The organism is Micromonospora coriariae, assembly GCF_900091455.1.
In the GTDB taxonomy this organism is placed as follows: domain Bacteria; phylum Actinomycetota; class Actinomycetes; order Mycobacteriales; family Micromonosporaceae; genus Micromonospora; species Micromonospora coriariae.
This window is the reverse complement of sequence record NZ_LT607412.1, coordinates 2302332-2317172: the sequence shown is the minus strand read 5'-3', so window position 1 is coordinate 2317172 and position 14841 is coordinate 2302332. Positions and strand designations below refer to the sequence as shown.

11 protein-coding genes are annotated in these 14841 nt (G+C 72.2%); 4 read left to right on the top strand and 7 right to left on the bottom strand.

Annotation, left to right across the window (positions count from 1 at the left end; all coding sequences use genetic code 11):
• Positions 1-9: 9 nt before the first annotated feature.
• Positions 10-396, bottom strand: coding sequence for a phage holin family protein (locus GA0070607_RS10805; RefSeq protein WP_089018084.1), 387 nt, complete (start codon positions 394-396; stop codon positions 10-12).
• A 61-nt stretch (positions 397-457) separates the two neighbouring features.
• Entirely contained in the window at positions 458-2257 is a 1800-nt protein-coding gene (gene eccE / locus GA0070607_RS10800) for a type VII secretion protein EccE (protein WP_408630901.1), read from the bottom strand.
• A gap of 426 nt (positions 2258-2683) precedes the next feature.
• Here eccE and GA0070607_RS10795 point away from each other — a divergent pair, with 426 nt between their 5' ends.
• Both GA0070607_RS10795 and GA0070607_RS10790 read left to right on the top strand, forming a co-directional pair.
• Positions 2684-3004, top strand: a complete 321-nt coding sequence (locus GA0070607_RS10795) for a WXG100 family type VII secretion target (protein ID WP_089018082.1) — start codon at positions 2684-2686, stop codon at positions 3002-3004.
• A gap of 23 nt (positions 3005-3027) precedes the next feature.
• The gene (locus GA0070607_RS10790) at positions 3028-3321 is read left to right on the top strand and encodes a WXG100 family type VII secretion target (RefSeq protein ID WP_089018081.1); all 294 of its coding nucleotides are present in this window, start codon (positions 3028-3030) and stop codon (positions 3319-3321) included.
• Positions 3322-3435: 114 nt separating this feature from the next.
• On the opposite strand, the gene mycP is transcribed toward GA0070607_RS10790, so the two are convergent.
• The gene (gene mycP, locus GA0070607_RS10785; protein ID WP_089018080.1) at positions 3436-4653 is read right to left on the bottom strand and encodes a type VII secretion-associated serine protease mycosin; all 1218 of its coding nucleotides are present in this window, start codon (positions 4651-4653) and stop codon (positions 3436-3438) included.
• Positions 4654-4805: 152 nt separating this feature from the next.
• Here mycP and GA0070607_RS10780 point away from each other — a divergent pair, with 152 nt between their 5' ends.
• A complete protein-coding gene (locus tag GA0070607_RS10780) occupies positions 4806-7715 on the top strand; it encodes an SseB family protein (RefSeq protein WP_089021780.1) in 2910 nt (969 codons plus the stop codon).
• On the top strand, positions 7712-8077 hold the full coding sequence (locus GA0070607_RS10775) for a hypothetical protein (protein ID WP_089018079.1): 366 nt from the start codon (positions 7712-7714) through the stop codon (positions 8075-8077). Before GA0070607_RS10780 ends, GA0070607_RS10775 begins: the two co-directional genes overlap by 4 nt.
• Positions 8078-8081: 4 nt before the next feature.
• Here GA0070607_RS10775 and GA0070607_RS10770 read toward each other — a convergent pair whose 3' ends face one another.
• The 4 genes from GA0070607_RS10770 to GA0070607_RS10755 all read right to left on the bottom strand — a co-directional run bounded on the left by GA0070607_RS10770 (position 8082) and on the right by GA0070607_RS10755 (position 14784).
• The gene (locus GA0070607_RS10770; protein ID WP_089018078.1) at positions 8082-9014 is read right to left on the bottom strand and encodes an alpha/beta fold hydrolase; all 933 of its coding nucleotides are present in this window, start codon (positions 9012-9014) and stop codon (positions 8082-8084) included.
• 77 nt (positions 9015-9091) lie between these two features.
• Positions 9092-9604 (bottom strand): hypothetical protein, encoded by a 513-nt coding sequence (locus tag GA0070607_RS10765; RefSeq protein WP_197701254.1) that lies wholly within the window; start codon positions 9602-9604, stop codon positions 9092-9094.
• Positions 9605-9761: 157 nt separating this feature from the next.
• Positions 9762-12155 carry an immune inhibitor A domain-containing protein gene (locus GA0070607_RS10760; protein WP_089018077.1) on the bottom strand — a complete coding sequence of 798 codons (2394 nt, stop codon included), beginning with the start codon at positions 12153-12155 and terminating at the stop codon, positions 9762-9764.
• Between the two features lie 322 nt (positions 12156-12477).
• Positions 12478-14784: an immune inhibitor A domain-containing protein gene (locus GA0070607_RS10755; protein WP_089018076.1), complete on the bottom strand. Its 2307-nt coding sequence runs from the start codon at positions 14782-14784 to the stop codon at positions 12478-12480.
• Between the last annotated feature and the right edge of the window lie 57 nt (positions 14785-14841).

The following is a 14841-nucleotide window of genomic DNA, read 5'->3' as shown; positions in this document are numbered from 1 at the left end:
GGTCGCCCGTCAGTCCCGGTCGAGGATCGCGCCGAGGACCCAGGTCACGATGCTCACGAAGAGCGCGCCCAACACGGCGGCGGGCCAGAACCCGTCGACGGAGAACGGTAGCCCGGCCTGGTCGGCGATCCAGCTGGTGAGCAGGAACAGCAGCCCGTTCACCACCAGCGCGATGAGACCCAGGGTCAGGAGGTAGAAGCCACAGCCGACGGTCTTGATGATCGGCTGGAGCACCGCGTTGACCACACCGAAGATCGCTGCCACCAGGAGCAGCGTGGTGACCGTCTCGACGGTGGAGGTCGACTCCAGAGTGATGCCCGGAATGAGGAGTGTGGCCAGCCAGAAGGCCAGCGCCGTGGTGGCCAGCCGAATCAGCAGCCCTTTCAGAAAACCCATGGCGGGGATCGTGCCACGGACCGGGCACCGGCGTAACCCGCCGATTGACGATCGGAACGGTTCAGCCTCGCGCGGGTCGTCCGATGAGCTGCGCCTCGATCGGAGTGGGGGACAGCAGCGCCCAGCGCAGCGCACGCCGGTTCACCACGGCCACCATGTCGTCCCGGATCCGCGTCAACCACTCGGCCGAGCCGCCCAGCCCCAGCGCGGTGCCGGCCAGCGCGGCCTCGGTGGCGTCCAACGGTTGCAGCACCGCCAGGTCGGCCCGGGTCAGGGCATCCACGTCCGCCGGGGTCAATTCGTCCCGGACCACCAGGATGGCCCGCCAGGGCGGGCCCGGCTCGGCGTCGGCCGGCACCGGCCCGGTGTCGACCACCAGCAGCAACGGCCGCAGCGCCGTGCCCACCCCGTCGGCGACCGGCCGACCCGGTGGAATCAGCGGGATCGTCCCGCCCGGCGCGCCCACACCCCTGACGAACGGCTCCCAGGCGCGGGGGCGTCCGGTCTGGACCACCACCAGGGCGCCCAGCGCCATCGCGCGCAGGGCCACCAACTGGGCGGCACGCAACCCGCCGACCAGCAGCACCCGCGTGCCCTCCGGCCGGAAAAGCCGGACGGTCACCGCCCCACCGTGCCGGTTCGTGCCGACCATCAGCCCCGCTCCGCCGAGGGTCAGTTCCCAGTCGTCCAGCGCTGACCGCGACTGCGCACCGGGCGTCGCGAGCGCCAGCGGTAGCGTGCCGGCCAGCCCGGTCAGGTGCGCGCCGTCCAGTCGGCTCAGCTCCCCACCCAGGCCGGTCACCAGCCGATCCAGTGCCTCGGCGGCCTCGGTCAGCTCCGTCGCCGTTCCGGCGGCCAGTCGTACGGTCAGCTCGATCGGCACACCCGTCACGCCGCTGACCGGCGACGGGCCCGCGCTGAGCGACACCGTCGTCGCGGTCGCCGGCAGCGCGAGCAGCCGTGGCACCAGCCGGCGCGCGCCGGCACCGTCGCTCGGCCAGCGGATCAGTCGGAAGGTGGCCTGGACGAGAGCGCCGGACCGGAGCACCGGCCAGGACTCCCGTACCGGATGGCCGTCGTGGTGGGCCAGTTCGCCCAGGACGCGCAGCGCCGCCGGCACACCGAGCGGCCGGGCGGTCAACGGCCCGATCCGGCGGACGATCCGGCGTAACGTGCCGGCGAGCACCCGGCGCAGGTCCTCCTCGGACCAGCCGTCCACCCGCAGCACCCGGACCGCGAGCACCGCCCGCTCCCGTCCGGCGAGCCGCCCGTCGGTGAGCTGCCGGTACGACGTGCCGACGGTGCCGCCCACGGCCGGCACCGGGGCCGGTGTCCCCGCGAGCAGCAGCTGGATCCGCAGCGGCGGCACGTCCGGCCCGGTCGGCGGAAGCAGCGCGGACGGCGCGGGGACGACCCGGGGCGCGTCGCCGAGCAGGTCGCCGGAATCGCCGAGCTCCAGCAGCGCCACCATGCCGCCGGTGTCCTCCAGCACCGCGGCCGGCCCGCCGGGGAGTTCCGTCGAGCGCACCACGGTGCCGGGGGCGACCAGGCCGAGCAACTCGCGTGGGCCTGCCGGCCCGGCGAGTGCGCGGCGGCGGGTCAGGTGCCCGGCGGCGGTGGCCAGCCATTCGAAGAGCCACCGACCGCGGAACCGGACCCAGGCGGACGCCACCAGCAGCACCGCTGCCAGCAGGGCCGCGACCGTGACCGGAAGGCCCCGGCCCAGGGCGGCGAGGACGAGCGCCACGGCGACCTGCCCGGTGACCAGCTGACCGGCGTACACCCCGGTGCCCCCGCGCCGGCCCACGGAGGCCCGGCGGGCGATCGGTGGCGGGCGGTGCGGCGTGCTCCGCCCGGCGATTCCGGGGTCGGTGTCGGCGGACCCGCCCGGCCCGAACCCCGGCGGGCCAATTCCCGGCCCGGTCGCTGGCGCGACGACTCCCGGCCCGGGCCCGACCGGCGTCGCCGGGTGCGACCCTCCGGTGGTTGTCGCCGGCACCGCGCCTCCTCGAGCAGTGTGGACCGCGCCGGGCGGCCGGCCGCTCCCGCGGCCCGTCACACGCCGCGACGTGACTGCGGCACATCGTAAGCGACCGATGTTCGCCATGGTTGTCCACAGGGGAGAGGCGGGGGGTAGCAGAACGGCTACCGGGCCGCTACCGTCAGCCACGAAGTTCTTCGCTGACCCGCGTCCACAGTCCTCAACGACCGGGTCATGCGAGCGGCGCACCCCCACGGTGGGCGCGTCGACGGCCAGTCACGACCGAGGAAACGAGGTGACGTCCGGGTGTCCCAGACTCAGGCAGAAGCCGCGGTGATGCAGCAGACCGCCGCGAAGTTCGAGCAGGTGGACCAGTCGTTGCAGTCCATGCTGACCGGCCTGCTGGCCGAGCTGGAGGTGTTGCAGCAGGCCTGGCGCGGCTCCGGCGGGCGGTCGTTCGAGCAGGTCAAGCAGCAGTGGTCACAGGACCAGGCGGCGCTGCACCGGGCGCTGCGCGAAACCGCCGGGGCGATCCGCACCGCCGGCCGGCAGTACGACGTCTCGGACGACGAGGCGGCCAGCCGGGTGGCCGGCACCAACCGCGGCGGCATCCAACTGCCGCTCTGACCCCCGCTCGGGAGGGAGATCCGATGGACCACGGTGTGCTGGTCGTCAACTTCGCCGCGCTTCAGCAGGCCGGCGCGGACATCCAGAAGGCGCTGAACACGCTCGACTCGCAGCTCGGCCAGCTCGAACGGGACGCCGCACCGCTGGTGGCGAGCTGGGCGGGCGAGGCCAGGCAGGCGTATGAGCAGCGCCAGGCACGGTGGCGGTCCGCCTCGCAGGACCTCCAGGCGATGCTGCGCGACATCAGGCTGGCGGTGAACGACTCGGCCGCCGACTATCTCGACACCGAGAAGAAGAACACCGGGCTGTTCCAGTGATCTAGGCGTGTTTCAGACGTGTCGGTCGCCGGAGGCGGGCCGCGAGCGCTGGCCGTGTGTGGGCCGGCGCTCCGGCCGCGTCTGATCGGGGAGCGGGGCGGTCGGGTGCGAGGGTCAGACCGGTTCGGCGGGCCGCCAGCGTCGGCGGGCACCTCGCGGCAGCGCCACGGCGAGCAGCACCACAGTGACCGCCGTCGTGCCGATCACCGCGCCGACCAGCAGGGCCCGGTCCCGGGCCGCCGCCCGACGGGCCTGGCGCGCGACCAGCGCCGGATCGGCCCGGTCGTCGGCGAGCGCGGCGACCGCCCGAGGGCCGGCCGGTCGCCCGCCACCGGTCTCGGTGACCGCCCGGTACGGGTTCAGCACACCGGCGCCGTACCCGCCGCCCGCGTCGGGTGCCGGATCGGTGGTGGCGACGATCCTCTCCACCACCTGAGCGGCGGTCAGCTCGGGCCGGTACTGGCGCAGCAGCGCCGCGGTGGCCGCCACGAACGGCGTCGCGTAGCTGGTGCCCTCGACCCGGTGGTGGCCCTGGCCGGGCGCGGCGGCCAGCACCTCGCTGCCCGGTGCCACAAGGTCGACATAGGGGCCGGTCTGCGAGAAGGCCGCCCGCCCGCCGTCCGCCCCGATCGCACCCACACCGAGGACCCCGTCGTACGCGGCGGGGAACGGACGCGGGTTCCCGCTGTCGTGCAGGTTGCCGCCGGCGGCCACCAGCACCACGTCCCGGCCGACCGCGTACCGCACCGCGGAGCGGACCTCCGGGTCGTCGACGTACAGCACCACGGAAAGGTTCACCACGTCGGCGTCATGGTCCACGGCCCAGCGGATGGCCCGGGCGAACTCGCGGGCGCTGACCGTACGCCCCGACTCCCGCCCCTGCACCACCTGCTGCTCACTCACCCGCACCGGCAGAATCCGGGCGCCCGGTGCCAGGCCGTGGAAGGCGACGCCGGGTCGGGGTGCCGCGGCGATGATGCTCGCCACGCCGGTGCCGTGACCGGCGCAGTCCCTGCGGCCGTCCCCGCCGGGGTCGAGGAGGTCGGTGCCGGCCAGCACCCGCCCGGCCAGTTGAGGGTGCGCCCGGTCGACCCCGGAGTCGACCACCGCCACCGTCACGCCGGTGCCGGTGGCCAACGGCGCGAGCCGAGCGGGCTCGTACCGTTGCTGCGGCCAGGGCAGGGCCGTGACCGGCCGTACGGGGGCGAGTGGGGTGGCGCAGGTCGGGGCTTCCGGGAGCGTCGCACCGGCGGCGACGGCCGGGGCGGCCGCGCCGGTCAGCAGGGTGGCCGCCAACCCCGCCAGGACCGGGCGTGCGATCGACCGGGACATCGACGGCCTCCGTATGGTGTCGGCTCCGGGACGGGATGTTATCGCCTCACCGGCCCCCCGGCAGGCCGCCGACGGCCAGCCATTGTGATCTTGATACCACCTTGTAGGTTGTACGCGATACCTGTGGCCTGTTCTCGGAAGGAGAGGTGGCCGTGACCGAATGGGAGCCGGCCACGGAGGCCGAGGTGGCGATGCGGGACGCGCTGCGCGCCAACGACCAGGAGTTGTACTTCCGGCTCCTGTCCCGCACCGATCTGCTGTTGCCGGTCTCCGCGCCCGCAGCGCCCGGTCAGGCACCCCCCGGCTGGGGCACCTGGACCACCGGTGGCCGGACGCACGTGCTGGCCTTCACCTCCACCGCCGCGCTGCGGACCTGCCTCGGCGAGCACTCCGGCAGCAACCGGCGCGTCCCCTTCACGGAACTCGCGGTCGGCTGGCCCAACCACGAGTGGTGGCTCGCGGTCAACCCGGGCCTGCCCGTCGAGGGTTACCTCCCGGCCTGGTTCGTCGCCCAGCTCTCCCGGGGTGACGTCCGGCTCCCCGGTCGCGCCATGGGTGCCCGCGCCCGGCTGGAGCGCGCGGAGACCCTTGCCCGGTCCAGGACGGGTATGACCGGTCGCGACGTTCCGACCACCCCGGGGTCCACGTCGCCCGGGTCCGACCCGGTGGCGACCCCGCCCGAGCGGCTCGCACCGACGCGGGGCGCGGTGCCCCGAATGGGCGCTCCGACGGTGCCCGGCACGTCGTCCCGCACGCCGGGTCCGGGTGAGCTGTCGCGGCGCGGCGAGGACATGCCCGCCGCCGGTCAGCGATACCCGACCGGCCCGCCCCGACCCGGCGGTCCGGGCGCCGAATCCGTACCCACGAGCCGGCCCGCCGCGTCCCGGTTCACGCCGTTGAAGCCCGCCGACCACCCCGGTGTCGTCCCGGCCGACCAGCCGGCTCCCGGCGCGGCCTGGCCGGCTCCGAGTCGGCCGGGCTCCGACGTCGACGGCCCGGCCGTCGGCAACGGCAGCGCCCAGGGCGGCCCGCGCTCCTTCTTCGAACCTGCGTCCGACCGCGACCGGGCGGCCGTCCCGACCTCGGGTGGCGGTCGAGCCGGCGACCGCGCGGCGCCGCCGTCCCGGTTCGCGCGGGGCAGCCAGCCGTTTCCACGCCGCCGTCCCGCCGACGCGCCGGCCGGCGACGGCGCGACCACGGCTTTTCCGATGCCGGATCCGGACGCCACCCGACCGCTGCGGTCGCCGGCCGGTGACCTGGGCGCGCCCAGAGGAGTACGCGCACCGGCGCCGGACGACGAGCCCACCCAGCCCCTACCGCCCCGCCGACCCGCCCCGCTCGCCGACGAGCCCACCCGCGCCTTCCGGTCGCCCGGTCGGGCCACCGGTGAGCCGCCGCTGGCCCGGGCCGGGCGGCCCGCTCCCTCGGCCGACGAGACGCAGGCCATCCCGCGCGGCCAGCCCGGCGACCCGGGCCGGTTCGAGCCGGTGGAGGAGTTGCCCCCGTCCATCGCGGAACCGGTCTCCGGCCCACCCGCGCCGCGCCGCGGCTTCACGCCCATCGTCATCGAGGGCACCATCATCGAGTCCCGCGACCTCACCGAACCGGCCGAGGCGAGCAGCGTGGCCGACGCGACCGTGCGGCCCGGCCCGGAGTCCTCCGCGCCGCCGTCGGTCGGCCCACCGAATCCCGGCCCGGGGCCCGCCGCCCCAGCGTCGTCCGGCCCACCGTCTTCAGCCCCGCACCCATTCGGCTCGCGCCCGTACGGTCCGCCGCCGGCCGATCCGGCCACGTCCGGCCCGTCATCCGACCCCGGTCCGTTCAGCCCGTCGTTCGGTCCGGCGTCATCCGACCCGGGTCCGTTCGGTCCCGGGTCCGGCGGTCCGGCGGGCGCTGTTCCGGGCAGCGTGCGCGCCGACGAGATGGCCGAAGGCCATTCGGACGCCGCCGACCCGGCTGACCTCGGCGGACAATCGCCTGGATCTCGGACGGCCAGCGGTGCCGCGCCGGCGCGACCCGACGCTGACGGCGAGCGCGCGGTCCCGGATGGCGACGGGCGGGACGCGTTGGCCGAGGCCCCGGCACCGGTCGAGTTCCTGCCCGCCAACACGGTCGAGGAGGACCTGCTCGGCGCCGCGGGCGCGGGCAGCACGGACACCTTCCTGTCCACCCTGCTGCTGGCCCGTGTGCTGCTGCCGGCGGCGCCGGACTCGGTGCGCGGCAGCCGCCCGGGCGACCCGGGTTTCGTCTGGCGTACCGCGCAGTTGGACGGCGAGACGTACGTGGTGGTCTACACCTCCCCGGAGCGTCTCGCCGACCACGCCGAGGGAGAGGTCGACGTCGTCCGGGTGAAGTTCGCCCAACTGATCCGGCGCTGGCCGGACGAGGACTGGTCGTTCGCCGTCAACCCGGGCACCCCGGTCGGCGCGAAGCTGCCCGGCGAGCAGATCGTCGCGCTGGCCAACTGGGCCGCCGAGGTGGGGCTCGGGGACGACCTGGAGGTGGACCCGGAGGAGCAGCCGGTCGTGGCGGAGCCCGCGGCCCGCCCCCGGTACGCCCCAGCAGCGGTCGACCCGGCCCGACCGACAGTGATGCAGAAGGCGATCGCGCCCAGCCAGCTCGCGTACTACCTGGATCGGGGGTACGACCGGGTCTCCGGCTTCGTGCACCGGGCCGGGGAGTTGGCGCACCTGACCACGCCGGCTCAGTTGTACGACGCGCTGGGCCTCAGCTACCCGGGCTCGCCGTTCGCCCGCGACGCCGAGGAAATCTACGTGCTGCGCTGGCCGGCGCACCGGCCGAGCCTCTACCGGATTCCCTACGGGGGGCAGAACGAGCCGGCGATGCGCGCGATGGAGGGCTGGGTCATCGAGCGTCCGCCGTTCCGAGGCAACGGCTTCGCGCCGGGCGAGAGTAGCGACGTGGTGGCGGAGTTCAAGGTGGACAGTGCTCGGCTGCCGTACGGTGCGCAGCTCTGGCGGATCGGCGCGGATGGCACCGAGCGGGTGGTCGCGGTGCTCGACACGGACGCGGTGCTGTGGCGACGGGTCGGTGAGGCGTGATGCGGGACGGCTACGTGGCCCGTTGGCAGGGCCGGGAATACCAGGCCAGCCCCGACGGCGACGACATCCGGATCTACCAGCCGGAGCCGGGTGAGGGCTTCGAGGAGGTCCGCGCCGGCCGGTACGTGCGGGTGCTGCCGGCGACCGAGATCGAGGATCTGGCGTACGTGCGGACCACCTGCACCTGGCAGGGGCAGCCGTTCATCGTGCTCGGTGAACACGACGCCTGGCTGCGTGTGGAGTACACCGGTGGCCGCTGGCCGGTGGCCGAGGCGATGCGGCTGGAGGTGTTCGACTTCGGCGTCTACCAGGGCTGGGCGCCGGCCGCCGAGGTCACCGACCTGCGGGAGCAGCGGGTCTGACCGGTCAGGACTTGGCCCACCGCAGGATCTCGCCGAGCACCAGCTCCGGTGCCTCCAGGTGCGGGAAGTGCCCGACCCCGTCGAGCAGCCGCCACTCGTACGGCGCGACGACGTACCGACCGGAGCCCAGGGCGGTACGTGGCAGGGCGGCGACATCCAACGCGCCGTGCAGCTGAAGCGTCGGGGTGACAAGCGGCTTCTGCATCAGGCGGACGAACCGGTAGCCGTGCAGCCGCAGCAGCGAGCGGAACGCCCAGCGGTATCCCTCAAGTGCGCAGAACGCGGCCTGCGGGATGCGCATCGCCTCCCGGCACCGCTCGGCGTACGCGTCGAAGTCCGGCCCGGCCACCCAGCGTGGCCCACCCCACCGGTGCAGGATCTCCGCCACAGCGGCCGCGCCGTCCCGGGTCAGCACGTGCTCGTAGCGGGGGAGTTGGAACTTCAGCGCCGGGGTGGAGGCGGCGAACTGGCCGCGCGGGTCGGCGAAGATGGCGGCGCGCAGCCGCAGCGGGTGTGGTGCGCCGAGCACCACCAGCCGGCGGACCAGCGACGGGTGGAACGAGGCCACCGTCCAGGCGACCATGCCGCCGACACCGCTGCCGACCAGGGTCGCCGACCGCTCGCCGAGCGCGCGGATCAGTCCGGCCATGTCGGCAGCGAGGGTGTACCCGTCGTACCCCCGGGGTGGCTTGTCGCTGGCGCCGTAGCCGCGCAGGTCGACCGCGACCGCGCGGAAGCCGGCGTCGGCGACCGCCGGCAGCATCTGGTGCCACGCCCACCAGTGCTCCGGAAAGCCGTGCAGGAACAGCACCATCGGTCCGGTGCCGGCCTCGACCACGTGGAAACGGGTGCCGTTGGCGCCGACGAAGCGGTGCGTCCACGGCCCCTCGGTGAGGACGCAGGACTCGTCGACTGCTCCGCCGCGCTGTTCGGTCATGCGCCCAGCCTAGGGCCCTGGTGTCGATCGGCCATTTCGCCGACTCCGCTGGCGGCCGGGACCGGCGGCTCGGGGGTTCAGATGACGGAGTTGATCTTTACGATGCTGGCCGGGGTGCCGGGGCCGCAGTCGGCCGCCGGATCGGCCGGCCCGATGGTGACCCGGACGACCGTGCCGACAGCGAAGCTGCCCATGCCCGTCCCGTGCAGCGCGTACTGCCGGCCGTCGTCGGTGACCAGCCCGTAGCAGGGGCCGTCGCCGCCCCGGTTGATCCGGCCGGCCACCAGGTTCGCCTTCCGCACGTCGGTCGGATTGCGGGGTGGCCCGGTGGGCGGGCTCAGGGTGGGCAGTGGCGTACGGGGTCGTGCTGGACGGCCGGCGGGGGACGAGGGCGTCGGGTCGGTGGGCGGGCTCGCCGGGGCGGCGGCGGGCGGGGCGGGGGCGGGTGATTGTGCGCCATCGGACGGGCTGGCAGAGGGGCTCTGTTCGGCGGACACGGCGTCTCCGTCCTGGGTGTCGGCGCACCCGGTCAGCGCCAGGGTGAGGGCCAGGCCGGCGCCGGTCAGGGTGGTGCGGGTTCGCGGATGCACGAGCGATCGGACGCGCTGGGGCTGGCCGGGGTTCCGCCAGGGCTGCACTGGTCGCTGTCCTTCTCGGGTTTTCGCGCGATATGCACGGAAAGGGCGATGCCCGGGCAGGTGACCTGCCCGGGCATCGCTGTGGTGCGGGTGTCGCGTGTACCGAGGATCAGGAGATGCGAATCTTGGTGTTGATCCCGTTCTGCTCCAGCACCTTGATCTTGGTGCCGGTGGCCGGGAGCTTGACACCGTGGTTCGGCAGCTCCGGGTACCAGTACTGGTCGGTGTCGTCGAACAGCGGCTGCGCCGCCTGGCCGCGGATGTACTGCGGCTGGCTGTTGAGGTGCAGCGTGAACGAGTCCGCCTTCTTCAGGCTGAACGGCGCGTCGTAGACCTGGACGCGGGCCCGCCACGCGGCACCGGTCAGGTTGTAGATCGGCCGCGGGTGCGCGTCGATGATCATGTTCCGACCCTCACCCGGGTGCTCGAACGTGTCGTTGTCCGCGAACCGCAGGTTCCAGTAGGAGATCAGCAGACCCTCCTGGTACGCGTAGTGGTCCACCCAGTCCGGGCGGGTGTTCGCGTAGCCGAAGAAGTACGGGCCGGTCTTCAGGTACTTGTCGTACGAGGTGTACGACCGGGTGCCCGCGACGTAGTAGTTGTCGAACTCGCGGGTGTAGGTCGCCGCGACGATCTCGAAGCCACCGGCGAGCACCCAACCGGCCGCGCCGGTCTCGGCGCCGTCGGAGAGCACGGTCTGACCGTCAGCGGTCACGGTGATCGCGTCACCGTAGAAGCCGCCCTCGGACACACCGCCATCGGTCTGGTACCGCAGCCGGAACTGCGCGACCTTGCCCGCCGCCACGTTCAGCGGAATGTTGATGTCGACCCACTGGCCGTTGCTGCTGCCGTCGAGCGCCGGACGTCCGGGAGAGATCTCCGGGAGCGGCTGGCCGTTGACGGTGCCCGGCAGGGGCGTCCAGGTCTGACCGCCGTCGAGGGACGCCTCGAAGAACATGTAGTCGAAGCCGGCCTCGATGCTGTAGCGGCCCTTCATCGACAGCGACGCCGTCGACTTCCCGGTGAGGTCCACGGTCCGGGTCATCGAGCTGTTGAGGTCGTCCTGGTTGCCCGAGAAGAACTGCTTGGTCCCCTCGAACGGCGCGCCGTTCTCGAAGGTGTACTCCCGGGGCGGGAGAACGACCACGACGCCCTGCGCCTCGGGCGAGTTGTACTCCTGCGGGCCGAGCGTCATGGTGCGCTTCTGCCCGGCAACGACCACCTCGTAGTCGAGCCAGCCGAGCTGGAGCTTGTTCCACGCGCCGAGGTCGCCGCCACGGTCGCCGATGCCGGCGTCGTTCTTGGCGCCGAGCCGGCTCTGGGCCATCAGGGTCCAGTGCTCGTTGTTGTTGTCCCCACCACTGACGACGTTGTAGTCGTCCGGCAGACCGAGGTCGTGGCCGTACTCGTGGTAGAAGACGCTACGGCCGCCGTTCTCCGGCTGGATCGTGTAGTCACCGATCCAGACGCCGGTGTCGCCGATCTGGGTGCCGCCGGCCGGGAAGTTGACCGGACCGGTGTTGCCCTGGTCGGACGCGAAGGCGTACCAGCGGTGGCTCCAGATGGCGTCCTCACCCTGGTGCGGGTCACCGTCGGCCTCGTCACCGCCGGAGTGGACGATCTGGAAGTGGTCGATGTAGCCGTCCGGCTCGTTGAAGTTGCCGTCGGAGTCGAAGTCGTACCGGTCCCACTCGTCCATCGACTTGACGTCGGCGGCGATCTGGGCGTCGGTCCGGCCGGCGGCCTTCTGGTCGGCGACCCACTGGTTGGCGGCGTCGCGGACCAGGGCCCAGGTGTTGGTGCAGACGTTCGAGGCGCACGGGTAGCCGCCGGAACGACCGTAGCGGGCCTCGTTGTACCGGACCTTTACCCAGTCGGTGACCTCACCCTCGACGCTGTAGCGACCCGAGGACTGGGCCTCGTAGTACTGCTTCAGCGACTCGTCACCCGGGTTGGTGCCGAAGTACAGCTGCCGGTAGTGGTCCGCGTTGAAGTCCGGCTGCCAGACGGTGGAGTTGTCCACCGCCCGGTTGGGGGCCGGGATCTCGTTGTGGAGCGGCCCATCGAAGCGGGTCGGACCAGCGGTGTCCGGGTCAGTGTCCTGATCCGGGTAACTCGGGTGCCGCTCGTTACCGAACTCGGCGAGGATCACGAAGATCTTGTCGGTCCGCTCCCGGGAGAGCTCGACGTACTGATCCTTCGTCTTGGCCGCACCCGCCTTGGCCGCGCGGGCGGTGGCCCCGTCGGCCTGGGTCTTGCCGACCTTGACGACCGTGCTGCCGTTGACCTTCTCCGCCTTGGACTTGCCGGACAGGACCTCGCTGAGGCCCTCCTGGCGCAGCGCGCGCCGCTTGTCCTCCAGCGGGTTCGGCAGGTCGTGGTCCGCATAGGCGGGCTCGGCGACCGACGGCGCGGCCGTCGGCAACTTCGGTTGCGGCGCGGCACTGGCGGACGGTCCGAACGCCAGGCCTGTCGCCGTCAGTGAGAGCCCGAGCAGACCCACTGCGACTTTGCGCACGTGGTACCTCCGGTGTGAGGGAACCGACCCAACGGGGGTACGGGCCGGTGACAGATCGATCCCACTAGTGGGACCAATGGTGAACATAGACACTGCCGGGACGGGTGGGAAGACGCATACGTCGATTTGTTGCAAGATTTTGTTGGGAATGCTTTTCACCGTCACACCCCCGCACTTCATCAGCGACGCTGACCAGCATGGATCGGCCGAGGATTCTTTTAGTGACGTATTTCGATCAATGTGATCGGGCATACGACAGCGGGGCCGGCGGCGTCTCCGCCACCGGCCCCACCCATCCAACTGAAGATCAGTTGCTGATCCGCACGACCATCTCATCGGTCGGCTTCTTGCCCTGCTTGACGATCTCGATCCGGGTGCCGCTGCCGGCCACCTGCACCGAGTTCTGCTCGTTGCCCGCCGTCCAGTAGCGGTTCACCGCGCTGTCGTCGAAGACCCGGTTGGCCTTCAACTTCGGCACCGTGACCGCGACCCCGTTGAGGTGGAAGGTCTGCGCGGGCTTGGCGTACTGGCTGAAGGTGCCGTCGTACCCGTTGCGCCGGTTCGTGATGGTGCCCTGACCCTTGACCGTGATCGCGCCCGGACGGACGTCCACCGGGAGGTTCAGGCCGAAGCCCGGGTGCTCCGAGGTGTTGTTGTCGCCGTAGGCGTAGTTCACGTACCAGACCAGCATGCCGGGCTGGTTGGCGAACCGCTCCACCCAGTTCGGCCGGGTGTTGGTGAAGCCGTAGTTGTACCCGCCGGTCCGCAGGGTGTCGTCGTAGCCGACGTAGCTGCGGTTCTCCGCGATGTAGAAGCGGGGGTACGTGTCGGTCACCGAGCCACCCATCCGGGTGAAGCCCTTGGCGGTCCACTCCGCGGCCAGGGTCTCCGCGTCGTCGGTCCAGGCGGTGGCACCGCCCTTGACCAGCGAGACGTCGTCCAGGAACGCGCCGGCGAGGTGCACGCCGCCGTCCGTCTGGTAGCGGTAGCGGAACTGCACCGTCTGCCCGGCGTACGCCGACAGGTCGTAGCTCAGGTCGACCCAGCTGCCGCTGGTGGAGCCGTCGACGCCGGTCTCACCGGTGTCCACCAGCGAGTTGGTGAGCGCCTTCCAGCTCGCGCCGCCGTCGGTCGACACCTCCGCGTAGAGGTAGTCGTAGTCCTCTTCGATGTCGTACCAGGCCTTCGCGGTGATCGACGCGGTGGTCGTCCCGGTCAGATCCAGCTGGCGGGTCAGCGTGGTGTTCAGGTCGTCGGCGCTGCCGCCCCACCACTCGTTCGACCCGCCGTACGGCGTGTTGTAGCTGGTGGTCTGCGTCTGCGACGGCAGGTTGACGACCACCGCCTGGGCCTTCGGCCCGTCACTGTCACCGGCCGGGCCGAGGGTCACCTGGGTGGTGCCCTTGCCGTACTCGACTGTGGAGTGGTTGAGCCAGCCGAGGAAGAGCTTCGACCACGGGTCCATGTAGCCCGGGGTCGAGCCGATGTCGTCGGTGCCGTGGCTCAGCCACGAGCCCGAGGACATCAGGCTCCAGAAGCCGACGCCGTTGTCGCCGCCGACCGTGTCGTAGAGGTCCGGCAGGCCCAGGTCGTGGCCGTACTCGTGGGCGAAGACGCCCAGCCCGCCGTTCTCCGGCTCGGTGGTGTAGTCGCGGATCCACATCCCGGTGTCACCGATCTGCACACCGCCGGCCTTGTTGCCCGCCGGTCCGGCGCTGCCGGCCAGGTTGGGGTACGCCGCCCAGCGGTGGGACCAGATGGCGTCCTCGCCCTCGGCGCCGCCGCCGGCCTCCTCGCCCTCACCCGCGTGCACCGCCTGGAAATGGTCGATGTACCCGTCGGGCTCGTTGAAGTCGCCGTCGCCGTCGAAGTCGTACCGGTCCCAGATGTCGAACTGGCTCAGGTACTGCTTGATCTGCTCCGGGGTCTTGCCCGCACCGATCTGGGAGTCGTACCAGGAGGTGGCGCTGTCCTTGACGAAGTTCCAGGAGCCGTCGCTCTCCGGGATGGCGTTGCTGCCGTACCGCGCCTCGTTGAAGGGCACGGTCACCCAGTCGGTGACGTCGCCGCTGACGGTGTACCGACCGCCGGACTGCTTCAGGTAGAAGTCCCGCATCGACTCGCCGTCGCCGAAGAACATGTCCTGGTAGTGGGCCCGGTCGAAGGTGGGCCGCCAGAGCGTGCTGTTGTCGTCGGTGGCGTCGCCGTCCCAGGTGCGGTCGGGCTCCTGGATCTGGTTGACCACCGGGCCGGGGTTGCCGCCGGTGCGGGGGTCGGTCCGGGTGCCGAAGTTGACCAGCATCGTGAAGATGGGGTCGGTCTTCGGGGGCTGCTGGTACTCCACGAACAGGTCGTCCTTGACCTGGATGACCTTCGAGCCGTTGCGCGTCTGGAGCTTGGCCTTGCCGGCGAGCAGGTCGGCGATGGCCCGCTTCCGGATCTCCCGCTGCTGATCCGCGACCGGATCGGGGCGGTTGTCGCTGCCCTGCTTCGCCTTGTCGGAACCGGGGGTGGGTCCTGCCGCCGGAGCGCCGGAGGCCGGCGTCGCCACGACTCCCGCCGCCAGCAGCGCGGCCGTGGCGGTGGCCAGACCGGCTGTGACTCGTCTCCTCAAAGGTCTCCTCCTTTGTGGACCTGTGTTACATGACAGTCATCGTCGAAGCAATCACTG

What these genes read in the sequence shown, in the direction of transcription:
- mycP (WP_089018080.1), bottom strand. Translation starts at nt 4,653, where the DNA reads ATGTCCCGGTCGATCGCACGCCCGGTCCTGGCGGGGTTGGCGGCCACC.
- GA0070607_RS10805 (WP_089018084.1), bottom strand. Translation starts at nt 396, where the DNA reads ATGGGTTTTCTGAAAGGGCTGCTGATTCGGCTGGCCACCACGGCGCTG.
- GA0070607_RS10790 (WP_089018081.1), top strand. Translation starts at nt 3,028, where the DNA reads ATGGACCACGGTGTGCTGGTCGTCAACTTCGCCGCGCTTCAGCAGGCC.
- GA0070607_RS10770 (WP_089018078.1), bottom strand. Translation starts at nt 9,014, where the DNA reads ATGACCGAACAGCGCGGCGGAGCAGTCGACGAGTCCTGCGTCCTCACC.